The following is a 13,861-nucleotide window of genomic DNA, read 5'->3' on the forward strand; positions in this document are numbered from 1 at the left end:
AGAGGCCGGCTTTGCGGCCCCGCGCCCGCACCACGCTTGACAGCCTCCCTAAACCGGCCTTTCTGGACTGCATGCGGGACGCGAAGCCGAACAGGGAAAAATCGCCGAAAAAGGCTGTAGCCGCCGATCGTCCGGCCGGTGTTCGGCGAGCCGACGCGGCACGTATTCCGGGCTCCAGCGTGCACACATCACTGGCCAGCGAGATTGGGCTCAGGATCGTGCGCGGCGATTATCCGCCCGGCACCATCCTGCCCAATGAGGCCAAATGGTCGGAGACGTTCAGCGTCAGCCGCTCGGCGGTGCGCGAGGCGATCAAGATGCTGATGGCCAAGAGCCTGCTCGCATCGCGCCCCAAGATCGGCAGCTGGGTCGAACCCAGGGAACGCTGGAACCTGCTCGACCGCGATGTGCTCGCCTGGTACGCGACGTCGCCCGACCGCGAGGTTTTCCTGAAGACGGTGCAGGAATTCCGCCACATCATCGAGCCGGAAGCGACCGCATTCGCCGCCATGCGGCGCACCGACGAGCAGATGGCCGAGATCAGCCAGGCATGCCGGGAGATGGGCGAGGCGACCAACCTGCAGGAACGGACCCGCGCCGACACCCGCTTCCACCTCGCCATCCTGCGTGCCTCGGGCAATGATCTGCTGGTGCCGCTCGGCGTCCTGATCGAATCCGCCTTCGATCACCTGTTTGCCTACACGACCCGGGAGCTCGACGATTTGCAGCTCGCCCAGAAGATGCACGAAGCAATCGAAAAGAATATCCGCCTGCAGCGGCCGGATGCAGCGCGCAATGCCGTGCGCAAGCTGCTGGCCAATACCGACAACGTCATCCGTTCGCGATAGATTTCCGCGACACGGCCATTCGGCGCGGGTGTTTGCGCCTTGGAACTCGAAGCAATTCGGGGCCGGACCGCACAAAATTCAAAAGCCTGTGTCGGATCGGCTGTGCGGTACCCGTCCTTGGGGCATCGAACAGAGACCACGAAGGAGTATCGACATGCCCAGCACCGTACGTCTGCACCGTGTTCTGACCACCAGCCCGGAGAAGGTCTACCGCGCGTTCATCGAGGCCGATGCGCTTGCCAAATGGCTTCCGCCGAACGGCTTCACCTGCACGGTTCATCACTTCGAGGGCAAGGTCGGCGGTACCTTCAAGATGTCGTTCCGCAACTTCACCACTGGCGACAGCCATTCGTTTGGCGGTGAGTATGTCGAGCTCGTCGCGGGCGAACTCCTGCGCTACACCGACAGGTTCGACGATCCCAACCTGCCCGGCGAGATCCAGGTGACCGTGACGCTGAAGAAAGTGTCCGTGGGCACCGAGGTGAACATCACACAAGCCGGCATTCCAGACGCCATTCCCGCCGAAGCCTGCTATCTCGGCTGGCAGGAGTCGCTGCGCAACCTGGCCAAGCTTGTCGAACCGGAGATCAGACAATAGGGCGCCGACCGGCTGGATAGCGGTAATAAACGGGTTCCTCACCTCGTTTTTGATGGGGTGAGGAACAAGCTTGAGGAGCCATTGGCGGCGAAAGCCTAATCCTCTTTTGGCCGCCCGAATGCCGCACGCAATTCGTCCTTGGCGTCCTCGAGGATCTTCTTGCGAGCCGCGGGCAGGTTTTTTCCGGCCCTGTTGATGTAGAAATTCAGCATCGACATGGCGGACTGGAAGGGCTCGGCCTTGCGGCGGTGGCTGTGTTCGGCCGAACGCTTGAGCGAGGCGGCGATCTTCTTGGCGTCGTCGGATTCGAACACGTGGTCCTCGAGATCCATAGCATCGCTGTGCTCGGTCACCTCGGCCGACCATTTCTGCTTGGTGGCGGTCATGGCTGGACTCCTTTGCGGGTTATCGATCGGAAACTCCAGATGCTGGCGCCGGTTCCCGCGCTCGTACCTCCCTGGAGCCACGGATTTGCCCGCCGTGGCGCTGCTGTGCGCCGAGAATGCGTCGATAGTGGCCAAAACAGCAGCGGTTGAGGCCGCCGACAGGAAACGCCTTTGTCACGAACCGACTTGAGCCGGCCCAGCCCCGGTATCGACAGTTCCTACGCCTGGATGCGCCTGGCCATCTCGATGCTGCTGGCGACGATCGGTGCGGTCGGCATGTGGGCCGTTGTCGTGGTGCTGCCGGCGGTACAGGCCGAGTTCGGCCTCGACCGCGCCGCGGCATCCATGCCTTACACCGCGACCATGGTCGGCTTTGCCGCCGGCAATGTGCTGGTCGGCCGCGCCATCGATCGCATGGGTTACTGGATTCCGGCGCTGTTTTCCTCGATCGCGCTCTCCGCCGGCCTTCTGCTCGCGGCTTTGTCGACCTCGATCCTGCAATTCACCCTTGCGCAAGGCGTGCTGATCGGTCTCGGCACATCGGTGATCTTCGGGCCGCTGATCGCCGATATATCGCACTGGTTCAACCGCCGCCGCGGCGTCGCTGTCACCGCGGCCGCGGCCGGCAACTACCTCGCCGGAGCGATCTGGCCGACCATCATGCCGACGCTGATCAAGGCGGAAGGCTGGCGCTTCACCTATGCCGCCATCGGCGTCTTTTGCCTGGTCACCATGGTGCCGCTGGTGCTTTTGCTGCGCCGCGGCGCTCCGGAAGCGGCAGCCGCCGGCCCGGCCGGAAGCCGGTCCGTGCAGCCGATGCCAATGTCTCCGGCCGCGATGCAGATGCTGCTGGTCGTCGCGGGACTGGGCTGCTGCGTAGCGATGTCGATGCCGCAAGTGCACATCGTCGCCTATTGCATGGATCTTGGCTACGGCATGGCGCATGGCGCCGACATGCTGTCGATTATGATGGCCGCGGGCGTCGTCAGCCGGCTCGCCTCGGGCTTTGTCGCCGACCGCATCGGCGGTGTCAAAACCTTGCTTATCGGCTCCGTGCTGCAATGCCTGTCGCTGCTGTTCTACATCCCGTTCGACGGGCTCGCCTCGCTCTATGTCGTATCGCTGGTCTTCGGCTTGTCGCAAGGCGGCATCGTGCCTTGCTATGCGATCATCGTGCGCGAATACCTGCCCGCCAAGGAGGCCGGCCAGCGCATCGGCATCGTGATGATGGCGACGATTTTCGGCATGGCGATCGGCGGCTGGATGTCGGGCTGGATCTACGACCTGACCGGCTCCTATGCCGCCGCTTTCCTGAACGGCATCGCCTGGAACCTGCTTAACATATTGGCGATCGGGCTGTTCATGTGGAAGGCAAGGCATAGGGCTGCCGTAGCCGCCTGAGGAAGGCCAAGCACGGCCATTTGGTGGCTCGGCTTGACAACAGGCAGTCACTGCGCGACGCCAGGGCGGATGGGTGCGGCAACAGGCCGGTGAGATGGCGACAGCTGGAAAGATCGCATTGCGGGCGCGCTTCGATGGCCATGCGCATGGGCCAAGACCGTGATCAAGCCGCGTTCGCGCCGGGGCGGTGGCCGCCCAACCCTGTCGGATGTGGCACGCAAGGCCGGCGTCGGCGCCATCACCGTTTCACGCGCACTGCGCGACCCGGCACGTGTTTCCGAGGAACTGCGCCGTCAGATCCAGGCCGCCGTCGACGAACTCGGCTATGTGCCGGACCCCAATGCGCGTGCATTGGCCTCGGCGCGCGCCGAAGTGTTCGGCGTACTGGTGCCTTCGCTGACCAACAACGTCTTCGCCGAGGTGGTGCGCGGCATCTATGACTGCCTGTCGGACAGCCCGTTCCGCATCCAGCTCGGCAATACGCACTATTCCGGACTGGAGGAAGAGCGGTTGCTGCAGCTGTTCGGTTCGCAACGCCCGGCCGCGCTCATCATTGCCGGCATCGATCAGACGCCTGCTTCGCGAAAACTCCTGGAGAATGCCGGTTGCCCGGTGGTTCAGGTGATGGAGACCGGACCCGATCCGGTGGACATGATGGTCGGCTTCTCGCATCTCGATGGCGGCCGGACGGCGACCGAGCACCTGATAGAGGCCGGGTATCGCCGGATCGGCTTCATCGGTGCACGCATGGACCCGCGCTCGCAGCGGCGCCTGGCTGGTTACCGGGTGGCGATGGAGAAGGCCGGGCTCTCGGACCCGCGCCTGATCACCACCACGCCGGTGCTGTCCAGCGTGCCGCTTGGCCGCGAACTCTTCCGCGATGCGCTTGCCAAGATGCCGACGCTCGACGGCGTGTTCTGCAACAATGACGACATCGCGCTCGGCGTGCTGTTCGAATGCCATCGTGCCTCGATCGAGGTGCCGAAGACCATCGGCATTGTCGGCTTCAACGATCTCGACATGATGCAGGTGGCGTTTCCCTCGATCACCAGCATCCGCACCCATCGCTACGAAATCGGCAGGCGCGCGGTGGCCATGGCTCTTGCGGCGATATCGGGTGACAGGCCGCGGCAGCGGGTCGTCGACCTTGGCTTCGAGCTGAAGCGCCGCGAGAGCACAGCCCGCTGAACACGCTTTCGAGAACACCCGCGAATGACGCTTTACACAACGTCATGGTAGCGCTACCATTTTCCATTGGAGAGCGTCGCCACTCAAATGTTGGGCCTGTTTATTATACATAAGCAACAGCTCATGCTTGTTTATTATGTATAATATGATAGCCTTTTCCCAACCGAAGGAGACGGCAAGGGGAGGGATCGCGGAGGTCTTCGGCATCTGGCAGGCGTGACTGGGTAAGGCGGGAGGTGCCAGCCGGGAGCGCGAAATCGCATAAAAACTGAACCGACAAATCGGAACTGCAATCGGGAGGATTATCGATGATCAAGTCACTTGTCGGCGGCATCGTTGCTGCCAGCGCATTCGTCATGCTCAATTCGGCGGCCATGGCTGCCGGCCCGGAGATCGTCTCCGGTCCCGCCGCCCAGGCCGACTGTTTCGCGCCCTGGGACGCGAACACCAAGTTCTTCAAATTTCCGAAGAAGGAAGGTCCGTTCCGCATCGCCTTCGCCAATGGCTATATCGCCAACACCTGGCGCATCCAGATGGTGCAGACGGCCAAGGCCTATGCGTCGCAGCCCGACGTGAAGGCAAAGATCAAGGAATTCAAGGTCGTCTCGACGGGCGAGGACGTGCCGGCGCAGATTTCGGCGATCAACAACTTCATCGATTCCGGCTATGACGCCATCGTCACCGACGCGCAGAACCCGACCGCCTTCGGCCCGGTCATCAAACGCGCCAAGGAAGCCGGCATCGTGCTGGTCGCCTTCGACAATATTCTCGACACCAAGGACGCTATCAACGTCAATGTCGACCAGAAGGGACTTGGCGAATTGTGGGCCAAGTGGCTGGTCGCCAAGATCCCGAATGGCGGCAAGATCCTGGAAGTGCGCGGCGTCGCCGGCACCTCCGTCGACACCGATCGCCACAACGGCATCCATGAGGTGTTCGACGCCTCCGGCAAGAAGTGGGATGTGACCGAAGTCGCCGGCAAATGGGATGACGGCGTGGCGCAGAAAGTGACCGCCGATGCGATCGCCACCAACGGTCCGTTCGACGGCATCACCGGCCAGGGCGGCGACACCGGCATCGTGCAGGCGATGATGGACGCCAAGCATCCGTTCGTGCCGTTCGGCGGCGAGACCGAAAACGGCTTCCGCAAGTTCTGCGCGGCGCATTCGGCCGATGGCCTGAAGTGCACCTCCGCCGGCTCGGGCCCGGCCCAGGTCGCCGTCGCCATCAAGACGGCGATCGCGGCACTCGAAGGCGAAGTGGTGCCGCAGGAGGTGAAGCTGCCTCTGGCCGTCGCCACGGATCCGGACATGAAGGAAGGCACGGATTACTTCCCGAAGGAGTCCGACAATTTCTTCGTCGGCAATTCCTTCCCGACCTGCGGCATCAATTTCAGCGCCCAGGAAATCATGGGGCAGACCAAGGAAAACCAGTAGTCGCTTTCTATCGTCTGGCGCCGCGGCTGATCCCGCGGCGCCAGCCTGCAATCCCACAATCGCCCTGGGAGGGTTGATGGACGGTGCGGCTCCACTCTTTCGCATGGAAGGCATGTCCAAGCGCTATGGCGGCGTGCGGGCGCTGGAAAAGGCCGAACTGACGGTCGAGGCCGGCAGCATCCACGCCATTCTCGGTGAAAACGGGGCCGGCAAGTCGACGCTGATCAAGGTCATGGCCGGTGTCGTGGCGCCCGACGAGGGCCACATGATGCTGGACGGGCGCGAGGTGACCTTCGCGTCGCCGGGTGCGGCGAACAAGGCCGGCATTGTCTGCATCTTCCAGGAACTGTCGCTGATCCCCGAACTCAGCGTCGCCGACAACATCGTCATTTCCGATCCGCCCAAACGCTTCGGCATGATCGACCGCAAGGCGCAGCGGCGCATCGCCGAGGACGCGCTGGCGCGCGCGGGTGCCGGTGACATCCATCCGCTGGCGCTGGTCAAGGACCTGCCGTTGTCACGACGGCAGATGGTGGAGATCGCCAAGGCGCTGGCCAGGAAACCGCGCATCCTCATCCTCGACGAAGCGACCTCGGCGCTGACGGCGGCGGATGTCGCGAAGATCTTCGGCGTCTTGAAACGACTGCGCTCGGAAGGGCTGGCGCTGCTCTACATCTCGCACCGCATGAATGAGATCGCCGAACTGGCCGATCATTGCACCGTGTTCCGCAATGGCCGCAATGTCGCCAGCTACGAGGCCGGCTCGAAGAGCGACAACGAGGTGGTCGAGCTGATGATAGGCCGTGAATACAGCCATATTTTTCCGCCCAAGCCGGCGGCGGCACCCACTGGCGCCGCCCCCCGGCTCGAGGCGCGCAAATTGTCCTGGGCCGACCGGCTGCACGATATCTCGCTGACGGTCAGGGCAGGCGAGGTGGTCGGCCTCGGCGGGCTCGACGGCCAAGGCCAGCGCGAATTGCTGCTCGCCTTCTTCGGTGTGCTGCGCGGCCTCTCCGGCGAGGTGCTGATCGACGGCAAGCCGGTGACGATCACCAGCCCGGCAGCGGCCCGCGAGGATAGCGTCGGCATGGCGCTCATCCCGGAGGACCGCAAGACCGAAGGACTGATGCTGCCGATGACGGTGCGCGAAAACCTGTCTTTCGCCGCGCTCGATCGGCTGTCGAAAGGCGGCATCATCGATCGCGCCGCCGAACAGCGGCTGATCGACGACATGGTCGGCCTGCTGGCGATCAAGACGGCGGGCCTCGACATTCCGGTCGGCGCGCTGTCGGGCGGCAACCAGCAGAAGGTGGTGATCGCCAAATGGCTGATGCGCCAGCCGCGCATCATCCTGCTCAACGACCCGACACGCGGCATCGATGTCGGCACCAAACAGGAGATCTATCAGCTGATGCGCAAGCTGGCGGATGCGGGCGCGGCGATCCTGTTCTATTCGACCGACTATGACGAACTGATCGGCTGCTGCGACCGGGTCCTGGTGCTCTATGACGGCGCCGTCAAGCGCGAGCTGGTCGGCGGCGAGATCACCGAGCGGGCGCTTATAGCGAGCGCGCTCAACATCCATGGCGAGGAGAGCCCGGTGGGCCTGGGAGCAAGCGTGTGAAAGACTGGCGCTACTGGCTGGCCGAGCAGCGCGGAACGTTGCTGGCTCTCGGCATCTTCATCGTCATGTTCGTCATCTACACCTCGAACCACCCGGCGGGCTTCACCGCCAATGTCGTGCAGACGGCGGCGAACAAGGGCGTGCTGCTTGCCTTCGTCGCCATGGCGCAGACGCTGGTCGTCATCACCTCCGGCATCGACCTGTCCGTGGGCATGATCTTCCTGCTCACCAACTGCCTGGCCTCCTGGCTGGTGGTAGGCACGCCGTTGCAGACCACGCTCGGCGTCATCGCCGTGCTTGTGGCGGGCCTTCTGTGCGGCGCCGTCAACGGCGCCATCGTCATCTATGGGCGGCTGCAGCCGATCGTCGCCACCATCGCCACCGGGGCTGTCTACTACGGCATCGGACTGTTGTTGCGACCTTTCCCGGGCGGTTCGGTCAATGAGGACCTGGCCGACGCGCTGACCGGCCGCGTGTTCGGCTTTGTGCCGGCGAGCCTGGTGGTGCTGCTCGCCATCGTGCTGGTGATCTGGGTGCCGTTCAGCCGCTCGATCCTCGGCCGCGCGGCATACGCGGCGGGCTCTTCGGAAACGGCGGCCTATATGTCCGGCGTGCCGATCCGGCGCGGCAAGTTCGCCGCCTATACGCTGGCCGGGCTGCTGGCGGCGATCGGCGGGCTGTTCCTCACCTTCTTCACCTATACGGGCGAGGCTGCCTACGCGAGCGGCAACTCCTACACGTTGTTCTCGATCGCGGCGGTCGTGCTGGGTGGTGTGTCGCTGTTCGGCGGCAAGGGCAGCGCTATCGGCGCCATCTTCGGCGCCCTTGCCTTCCGCACCATTGGCGACCTGTTGTTCGTGTTCGACTTCGATCCGCTCTGGCAGCCGCTGTTCCAGGGCGTTATCCTGCTGGTCGCCGTCAGCCTCGGCGCCTTCGCCCTTTTTCGGGTCCGCAACCGGCTGGAGTGGTTCCTGTGAGCGAGACGACCTTGGGCGGCATTGCCGGCCGCATGCCGAAATTCATCCGCCGCGCCGACCCGGCGGTGCTGACCGCCTTTGCCTGCATCGTGGTGCTGCTGTTGGTCGGCAGTCTTTATTCGCGCAGCTTCCTGTCGCCTGAATATCTCCTGCAGCAGCTCAAGGTGGCCTCGTTCCTCGGCGTCATCGCCACCGGCATGATGCTGGTCATCCTGCTCGGCCAGATCGACCTGTCGGTGCCGTGGTCGGTGGCGGCGGGCGCGATGATGGCCTGCGCGGCGGCCGCCTACGGTCCGGCCGGGGTGGTGCTGGCGATCCCGTTCGGCATCTTCTGCGGCGTGCTGATCGGCATCGTCAACGGCATCGGCGTCGCCTATTTGCGCATTCCCTCAATGATCATCACGCTCGCCACCAATGCCGTCGCGCAAGGGCTGATGGTGGTCTATACCGGCGGCTTCTCGCCACAGGATTCGGCGACCGGCGCCATGCGCTACCTGGCCACCGGCTTCACCATTCCGGGCGTCCCCAACGCCGTCATCATCTGGGCGCTTATAGGGATCGCGATGGTGTTCGTGCTGACGCGCACCGGCTTCGGCCGCGCGGTCTATGGCATCGGCAACCGCGAGCGTGCCGCCTATCTCTCCGGCATCGACACGAGACGCGTGGTGATGATCGCCTTCGCTGTCTCCGGAGGGCTCTCCGCCTTCGGCGGCGTGCTGCTGGCCGGCTACGCCTCCAAGGCGGCGCAGTCGATGGGCGATGCCTATCTGCTACCGTCGATCGCAGCCGTGGTGCTGGGCGGTACCTCGATCCTGGGCGGGCGCGGCTCCTATCTCGGCACCGTCGCCGGCGTGATCCTGATCACGCTGTTGCAATCCATCCTCTCGGTCATGCAGATGCCGGAGGCGGGACGGCAGATCATCTATGGCGTCGTCATCGTCGCCATGCTCCTGCTTTATGGCCGCGCACCGGCGAGCCGCTGACGGTGGACGAAAACGCAGCGCAGGCGCCGACGGGCGCTTCCGGTTTGGCGCCTCCGGCCATCGTGGTGATGGGTGTCGCCGGCTGCGGCAAGTCAGCCGTCGGCATCGCGCTGGCCACCGCGCTCGATGCCGTCTTCATCGAGGGCGACAGGCTGCATCCGCCCGAAAACGTCGCCCGCATGGCACGCGGCGAACCGCTCACCGATCAACTGCGCGAAGGCTGGCTCGACGCGATCGGCGAGCAGATCCAGGCCTCGATCGGCAAGCGGCAAGGTGTGGTCGCCGCCTGCTCGGCGCTGAAGCGCGGTTATCGCGAGCGCCTGCGCGGTTTTTGCCCTGATATCGTCTTCCTCTATCTGGAGATCGATCCCGCCACCGCGCGGCGGCGCGTTGGCAACCGCAAGGGCCATTTCATGCCGGCAAGCCTGGTTGACAGCCAGTTCGCCATCCTTGAGCCGCCGGGGCAAGACGAGCGGGCATTGACGCTCGACGCGACACGGCCGGTCGACGAACTCGTCGCCCAGGCAATGCGCTTGATACGCCCGTCATGAGCCTTCTTCGGCGCTGATGCCGATGCCGTCCTGGGCTTCCGTCAACCGCTCATGGCGCGACCAGGACATCATCTGCTCGGGGCACTCTTTCAGCGCCTGCAGCAGGCGGTCGCGTTTGAGCAGGATGTAGTGTGCCTGCAGGGCCATGTTCTTGGCTCCGTCCCTGATTGTGTCCGCTGCCTGGAGCGCCGGTGCCGCCGGCACCAGCTCGGGGCTCAAGACGGCGCGATATTCCCGGAAGGGAACGACCTCGAAGGTCGACATCGCAAACAGGGCCGTCTTGCCGCGCGCGGCGAAATTCGCCGGTGCCGAGGCAAGGTGCGTCCAGCCGCTTTCGCCAAGCGCGGTTTCGGTGAAGGTCGAGCCGGCGTGGATTGTGTTGGTCATCATCACGACGCCGTTCTGCCTCAGCATCTTCTGAATGCGGATGGTGACCTGATAGGCGTCGTCACGGTCGAAGACGATCCGGCTTTTCAGGAACCGGTTCTCGACACGAACCATTGGCGGATTGAGAAAGCGCTGGCCGAATGCCGTCTCGGAAACGCCATGCGTGTTGACGCTGACCTGATGCGCTTCGATGCCGGCCTCATGCATGGCGCGCTTGCCGATCATTGTCTGGGCGGTGAACTGATCGCACCAGAGGATCGCGCCATGGCCGCGTTGCAAAGCGGCCTGCAAGTCCTCAAGCCCTTCCAGCCGGATCGCCGGCGTCCAGCGACGGGCGACCAGATGCGCGGCAAGCTGCATGCGGCGGCGATGGCGCGCCGCGAGCAATGCCTCGAACAGCTTGCGCGCATCGATGTCGCTGCCGAGCACCGCGCGGGTTGCGGCGGCATATCCGGGGAAATCCTTGCGCATATGACGCTTCAGGCGAAACCGCGACGCCCAATCGCAGATCGGCGACCACCAGCGCACCGGCAGCACCGCCGCGACCGCGAGATAGAAGAGGGCGGCCAGGCTTTCGCGAAGATCCCTGGCGGAGAAGCGGCGGAGCTTGCCGGCGTTAAGTTGCCTGCGGCTGAAGAAGCGCACGTCCTCGGCATATTCGGGGACAAAGACGTCGGCGATGATCTCGGTGCGGAAGCTGGCTGCCGATGGCTTGCGGGGGACTTTTCGGGATTTCGTGAACCTCGACAGCCTCATTCGCGCCGCTCTAGATCTGGGATGTCAACTCGACCGGAAAATCGTCATTGTCGGCATCGCGCATGGCGGCGAGGCTGCGGTTGTCCAGCACCTCGGCGATCGCCTGGCGCACTTCCAGCATCATGTGCCGGACCTGGCAGGTCGCTTCGTCGCAATCCTCGCAGCGCTGGTACTGCGTGCGGCTGGCGCAAGGTATCGGCGCCAGCGGACCGTCCAGCACGCGCACGACATGGCCGATCTTGATCTCGGAAGCGGGGCGGGCGAGGCGATAGCCACCTTCCTTGCCCTTGCGGCTCTGGACGAAGCCGGCGTTGCGCAATTCGCCCAGTATGGCATCGAGGAATTTCTTCGGGATGTTGTTGGCGACGGCGATGTCGTTGACGAAGGCCAATTGGCCAACCGGAAGGTTGGAAAGATGCACGAGGGCCTTGAGGCCGTATTTGCCTTTTTTCGTCAGCATGCCCGAGTCAACCCGTTGAAGCCCCAACCACCCCGCATCTGGCGGCTGTTTGTGTGCAAATGATGACGGCATTGCTTCCACACCCTGCCGTTTCGCGAAAACAAGCCATTGGAAAGGCATGTTTGGCACAAACGCGTTGATTGTTTGTAACGTTTTGCACGAAGGCGCCGGATTGCCCTATCGTCTGCCTAAACAAGAAAAGCCGGCCCCGGGGCCGGCTCTCCTGATCTTTCTATCGGACCGCTGAAACTTTACCGGCTGCCATAAGCTTGGTCGAGCAGGCCGCCGGCGGCGAAATGCTCTTTTTGGACCTTGTCCCAACCGCCGAAGACGTCTTCCACCGTCAGCAGGCGCACGTCCGGAAAATCGGCCTTGTATTTGGCCGCGACAGCCGCGTCGCGTGCGCGCAGGCCATTCTCGGCGGCAATGCCCTGGCCCTCGGGCGTATAGAGGAAGTCGAGATAGCTCTTGGCCAGGTCACGCGTGCCGTGTTCGTCGGCGACCTTGTCGACGATCGCCACCGGGAATTCCGCCAGCAGGCTGACCGAAGGGGTGACCTGCTCGAACTTGTCGTCGCCATATTCCTTGCGGATGCCGCGCGTCTCGGATTCGAAGGTGATCAGCACGTCGCCGATCTCGCGCTGCACGAAGGTGGTGGTCGCGGCGCGCCCGCCGGTGTCGAAGATCGGCACGTTGTTGAACAGCTTGGTAATGAACTCCTTCACCTTGGCGTCGTCGCCCTTGAAGGCTTCCTTGGCGTAGGCGGTGGCCGCCAGATAGGTGTAGCGCGCATTGCCCGACGTCTTCGGATTGGGAAAGATCACCTGCACGTCGTCGCGCACGAGGTCGTTCCAGTCCTTGATGTGCTTGGGATTGCCCGCGCGGACGAGAAACGAAGGCAGCGAATAGAAGGGCGAGGCGTTGTCTGGAAAATCCTTCTGCCAGTCGGCCGAGACGAGGCCCTTCTTGACCAGGAAGTCGACATCGGTGACCTGGTTGAAGGTGACGACGTCGGCCCCGAGGCCCTCGGCGATGGCGCGCGCCTGCGCCGAGGTGCCGGCATGGGACTGGTCGACGCTGACGCCCGGATGCTTGGCGATAAAGGCCTTGTTGACCTGCACGAAGAGTTCGCGGCCGACGTCATAGGAGGCGTTGAGCAGCTTGTCGGCCGACCAAGCCTGGGAGGATGCGAGGATGAGGCCGGCTGCGACGGCAACGCTGAGGAAAAATCGCTTCATGAAATGGCTCCGGATGTAATGTTTTATCGTCCGAGCATAGCGAGGGTACAAAGGGGCGGCGAGGCATAGATTCAGGGCTTGGCACTCGTTGCTAGAAAACCGTTTCCCAGACAGGCTGATCCTAGGTTTTTCTTTTGAGCGGCATCATACTGGAGCTCGGTTCACGTCAACCTTTTCCCAATGGAAAGGACGAATAGATACACATTTGTGTATGCGGCATGTTATGGTGAAGGAAAGGAGCCCTCCATGGCGAAAGCCGCAGCCGAACTCACGCTAAGCCTGTCAATCTGCGCATTCGCGAGGATATGCGCATACTGATTGACCGCGCCGCAAAGCTACGCGGGAAAACTCGTTCCGATTTCATGATCGATGCCGCCTACCGCGCGGCCGAGGATACGCTCCTCGACCAAACACTGATCAAGGTAGATGCCCAGAGTTACCGGCACTATCTCGACATCCTCGATGAACCGCCAAGCGGGGAAGGTTTTGCGCGTCTTATGAACGTGCCCAAGCCATGGCAGGACTGATGCTGTCGGCGCCCACGCCGCTGGCCGAGAACCACGATCTCGAACTTTTCCAAAGCGGAACGGAAAGTCTCGACCAATGGCTTCGCCGCCGCGCACGGGCCAACCAGGTCAGTGGCGCATCTCGTACTTATGTGGTCGCGGAAGGCACACGCGTTGTCGGCTACTACTGCCTGTCTTCGGGCGGGCTTGACCTGGCGGAAGCGCCCGGCATTGTTCGGCGCAACATGCCGGATCCCATTCCAATGGTCGTGCTCGGGCGTCTCGCGGTGGACACAGGCTGGCAAGGGAAGGGACCGGGTGCAGCGCTTCTGCAAGATGCCGTCCTGCGCGCCGGTCAAGCCGCGACGATCCTCGGGATACGCGGAATTTTTGTTCATGCGATATCGGACGAAGCGAAAGCCTTTTATGAGCGCCATGGCTTTGCGGCTTCCCCGAAAAATCCCATGACATTGGTGCTGTCGTTGAAAGGCCTGGTGAAAGGGTAGGCGGCCGCCCTCGACC

The 13,861-nt window shown here is 63.4% G+C and carries 15 protein-coding genes; 11 read left to right on the forward strand and 4 right to left on the reverse strand.

Features of this window, described 5'->3' with window-relative positions:
* The first annotated feature begins 71 nt into the window (after window positions 1–71).
* Together MESAU_RS16160 and MESAU_RS16165 are read left to right on the forward strand one after the other, a co-directional pair.
* Window positions 72–848 (forward strand): FadR/GntR family transcriptional regulator, encoded by a 777-nt coding sequence (locus MESAU_RS16160; protein WP_041163417.1) that lies wholly within the window; start codon window positions 72–74, stop codon window positions 846–848.
* Window positions 849–1,002: 154 nt separating this feature from the next.
* Window positions 1,003–1,446, forward strand: a complete 444-nt coding sequence (locus MESAU_RS16165) for an SRPBCC family protein (protein ID WP_015317111.1) — start codon at window positions 1,003–1,005, stop codon at window positions 1,444–1,446.
* Between the two features lie 95 nt (window positions 1,447–1,541).
* Here MESAU_RS16165 and MESAU_RS16170 read toward each other — a convergent pair whose 3' ends face one another.
* Window positions 1,542–1,832: a DUF3175 domain-containing protein gene (locus MESAU_RS16170; RefSeq protein WP_015317112.1), complete on the reverse strand. Its 291-nt coding sequence runs from the start codon at window positions 1,830–1,832 to the stop codon at window positions 1,542–1,544.
* 171 nt (window positions 1,833–2,003) lie between these two features.
* Here MESAU_RS16170 and MESAU_RS16175 point away from each other — a divergent pair, with 171 nt between their 5' ends.
* From MESAU_RS16175 to MESAU_RS16205, 7 genes are all read left to right on the forward strand, one after another.
* On the forward strand, window positions 2,004–3,233 hold the full coding sequence (locus MESAU_RS16175; protein ID WP_015317113.1) for an MFS transporter: 1,230 nt from the start codon (window positions 2,004–2,006) through the stop codon (window positions 3,231–3,233).
* A 159-nt stretch (window positions 3,234–3,392) separates the two neighbouring features.
* Window positions 3,393–4,421 carry an HTH-type transcriptional regulator GntR gene (gntR, locus tag MESAU_RS16180; RefSeq protein WP_015317114.1) on the forward strand — a complete coding sequence of 343 codons (1,029 nt, stop codon included), beginning with the start codon at window positions 3,393–3,395 and terminating at the stop codon, window positions 4,419–4,421.
* 308 nt (window positions 4,422–4,729) lie between these two features.
* Entirely contained in the window at window positions 4,730–5,857 is a 1,128-nt protein-coding gene (locus tag MESAU_RS16185; protein WP_015317115.1) for a sugar ABC transporter substrate-binding protein, read from the forward strand.
* A gap of 76 nt (window positions 5,858–5,933) precedes the next feature.
* Window positions 5,934–7,481, forward strand: a complete 1,548-nt coding sequence (locus MESAU_RS16190; protein WP_015317116.1) for a sugar ABC transporter ATP-binding protein — start codon at window positions 5,934–5,936, stop codon at window positions 7,479–7,481.
* Window positions 7,478–8,458, forward strand: a complete 981-nt coding sequence (locus MESAU_RS16195) for an ABC transporter permease (protein ID WP_015317117.1) — start codon at window positions 7,478–7,480, stop codon at window positions 8,456–8,458. Before MESAU_RS16190 ends, MESAU_RS16195 begins: the two co-directional genes overlap by 4 nt.
* Window positions 8,455–9,441 carry an ABC transporter permease gene (locus MESAU_RS16200; protein WP_015317118.1) on the forward strand — a complete coding sequence of 329 codons (987 nt, stop codon included), beginning with the start codon at window positions 8,455–8,457 and terminating at the stop codon, window positions 9,439–9,441. Before MESAU_RS16195 ends, MESAU_RS16200 begins: the two co-directional genes overlap by 4 nt.
* Before the next feature lie 2 nt (window positions 9,442–9,443).
* Complete coding sequence (locus tag MESAU_RS16205; RefSeq protein WP_015317119.1) at window positions 9,444–9,992, forward strand: gluconokinase; 549 nt, start codon at window positions 9,444–9,446, stop codon at window positions 9,990–9,992.
* Here MESAU_RS16205 and MESAU_RS16210 read toward each other — a convergent pair.
* The 3 genes from MESAU_RS16210 to MESAU_RS16220 all read right to left on the reverse strand — a co-directional run bounded on the left by MESAU_RS16210 (window position 9,987) and on the right by MESAU_RS16220 (window position 12,833).
* On the reverse strand, window positions 9,987–11,135 hold the full coding sequence (locus MESAU_RS16210; RefSeq protein WP_015317120.1) for a hypothetical protein: 1,149 nt from the start codon (window positions 11,133–11,135) through the stop codon (window positions 9,987–9,989). The two genes, MESAU_RS16205 and MESAU_RS16210, sit on opposite strands and share 6 nt — an antisense overlap.
* A gap of 10 nt (window positions 11,136–11,145) precedes the next feature.
* Window positions 11,146–11,595, reverse strand: coding sequence for an RrF2 family transcriptional regulator (locus tag MESAU_RS16215; RefSeq protein ID WP_023769580.1), 450 nt, complete (start codon window positions 11,593–11,595; stop codon window positions 11,146–11,148).
* A gap of 251 nt (window positions 11,596–11,846) precedes the next feature.
* On the reverse strand, window positions 11,847–12,833 hold the full coding sequence (locus MESAU_RS16220) for a sulfate ABC transporter substrate-binding protein (protein ID WP_015317123.1): 987 nt from the start codon (window positions 12,831–12,833) through the stop codon (window positions 11,847–11,849).
* A gap of 287 nt (window positions 12,834–13,120) precedes the next feature.
* On the opposite strand from MESAU_RS16220, the gene MESAU_RS16225 reads away from it, so the two are divergent.
* Together MESAU_RS16225 and MESAU_RS16230 are read left to right on the forward strand one after the other, a co-directional pair.
* On the forward strand, window positions 13,121–13,360 hold the full coding sequence (locus tag MESAU_RS16225; protein WP_051041297.1) for a type II toxin -antitoxin system TacA 1-like antitoxin: 240 nt from the start codon (window positions 13,121–13,123) through the stop codon (window positions 13,358–13,360).
* Window positions 13,360–13,845 (forward strand): GNAT family N-acetyltransferase, encoded by a 486-nt coding sequence (locus tag MESAU_RS16230; RefSeq protein WP_015317124.1) that lies wholly within the window; start codon window positions 13,360–13,362, stop codon window positions 13,843–13,845. Before MESAU_RS16225 ends, MESAU_RS16230 begins: the two co-directional genes overlap by 1 nt.
* Window positions 13,846–13,861 lie beyond the last annotated feature (16 nt).

Source organism: Mesorhizobium australicum WSM2073, from assembly GCF_000230995.2.
Lineage (GTDB): Bacteria > Pseudomonadota > Alphaproteobacteria > Rhizobiales > Rhizobiaceae > Mesorhizobium > Mesorhizobium australicum.

What these genes read in the sequence shown, in the direction of transcription:
- MESAU_RS16160 (WP_041163417.1), top strand. Translation starts at nt 72, where the DNA reads ATGCGGGACGCGAAGCCGAACAGGGAAAAATCGCCGAAAAAGGCTGTA.
- MESAU_RS16165 (WP_015317111.1), top strand. Translation starts at nt 1,003, where the DNA reads ATGCCCAGCACCGTACGTCTGCACCGTGTTCTGACCACCAGCCCGGAG.
- MESAU_RS16170 (WP_015317112.1), bottom strand. Translation starts at nt 1,832, where the DNA reads ATGACCGCCACCAAGCAGAAATGGTCGGCCGAGGTGACCGAGCACAGC.
- MESAU_RS16185 (WP_015317115.1), top strand. Translation starts at nt 4,730, where the DNA reads ATGATCAAGTCACTTGTCGGCGGCATCGTTGCTGCCAGCGCATTCGTC.
- MESAU_RS16190 (WP_015317116.1), top strand. Translation starts at nt 5,934, where the DNA reads ATGGACGGTGCGGCTCCACTCTTTCGCATGGAAGGCATGTCCAAGCGC.
- MESAU_RS16210 (WP_015317120.1), bottom strand. Translation starts at nt 11,135, where the DNA reads ATGAGGCTGTCGAGGTTCACGAAATCCCGAAAAGTCCCCCGCAAGCCA.
- MESAU_RS16215 (WP_023769580.1), bottom strand. Translation starts at nt 11,595, where the DNA reads ATGCTGACGAAAAAAGGCAAATACGGCCTCAAGGCCCTCGTGCATCTT.
- MESAU_RS16220 (WP_015317123.1), bottom strand. Translation starts at nt 12,833, where the DNA reads ATGAAGCGATTTTTCCTCAGCGTTGCCGTCGCAGCCGGCCTCATCCTC.
- MESAU_RS16230 (WP_015317124.1), top strand. Translation starts at nt 13,360, where the DNA reads ATGCTGTCGGCGCCCACGCCGCTGGCCGAGAACCACGATCTCGAACTT.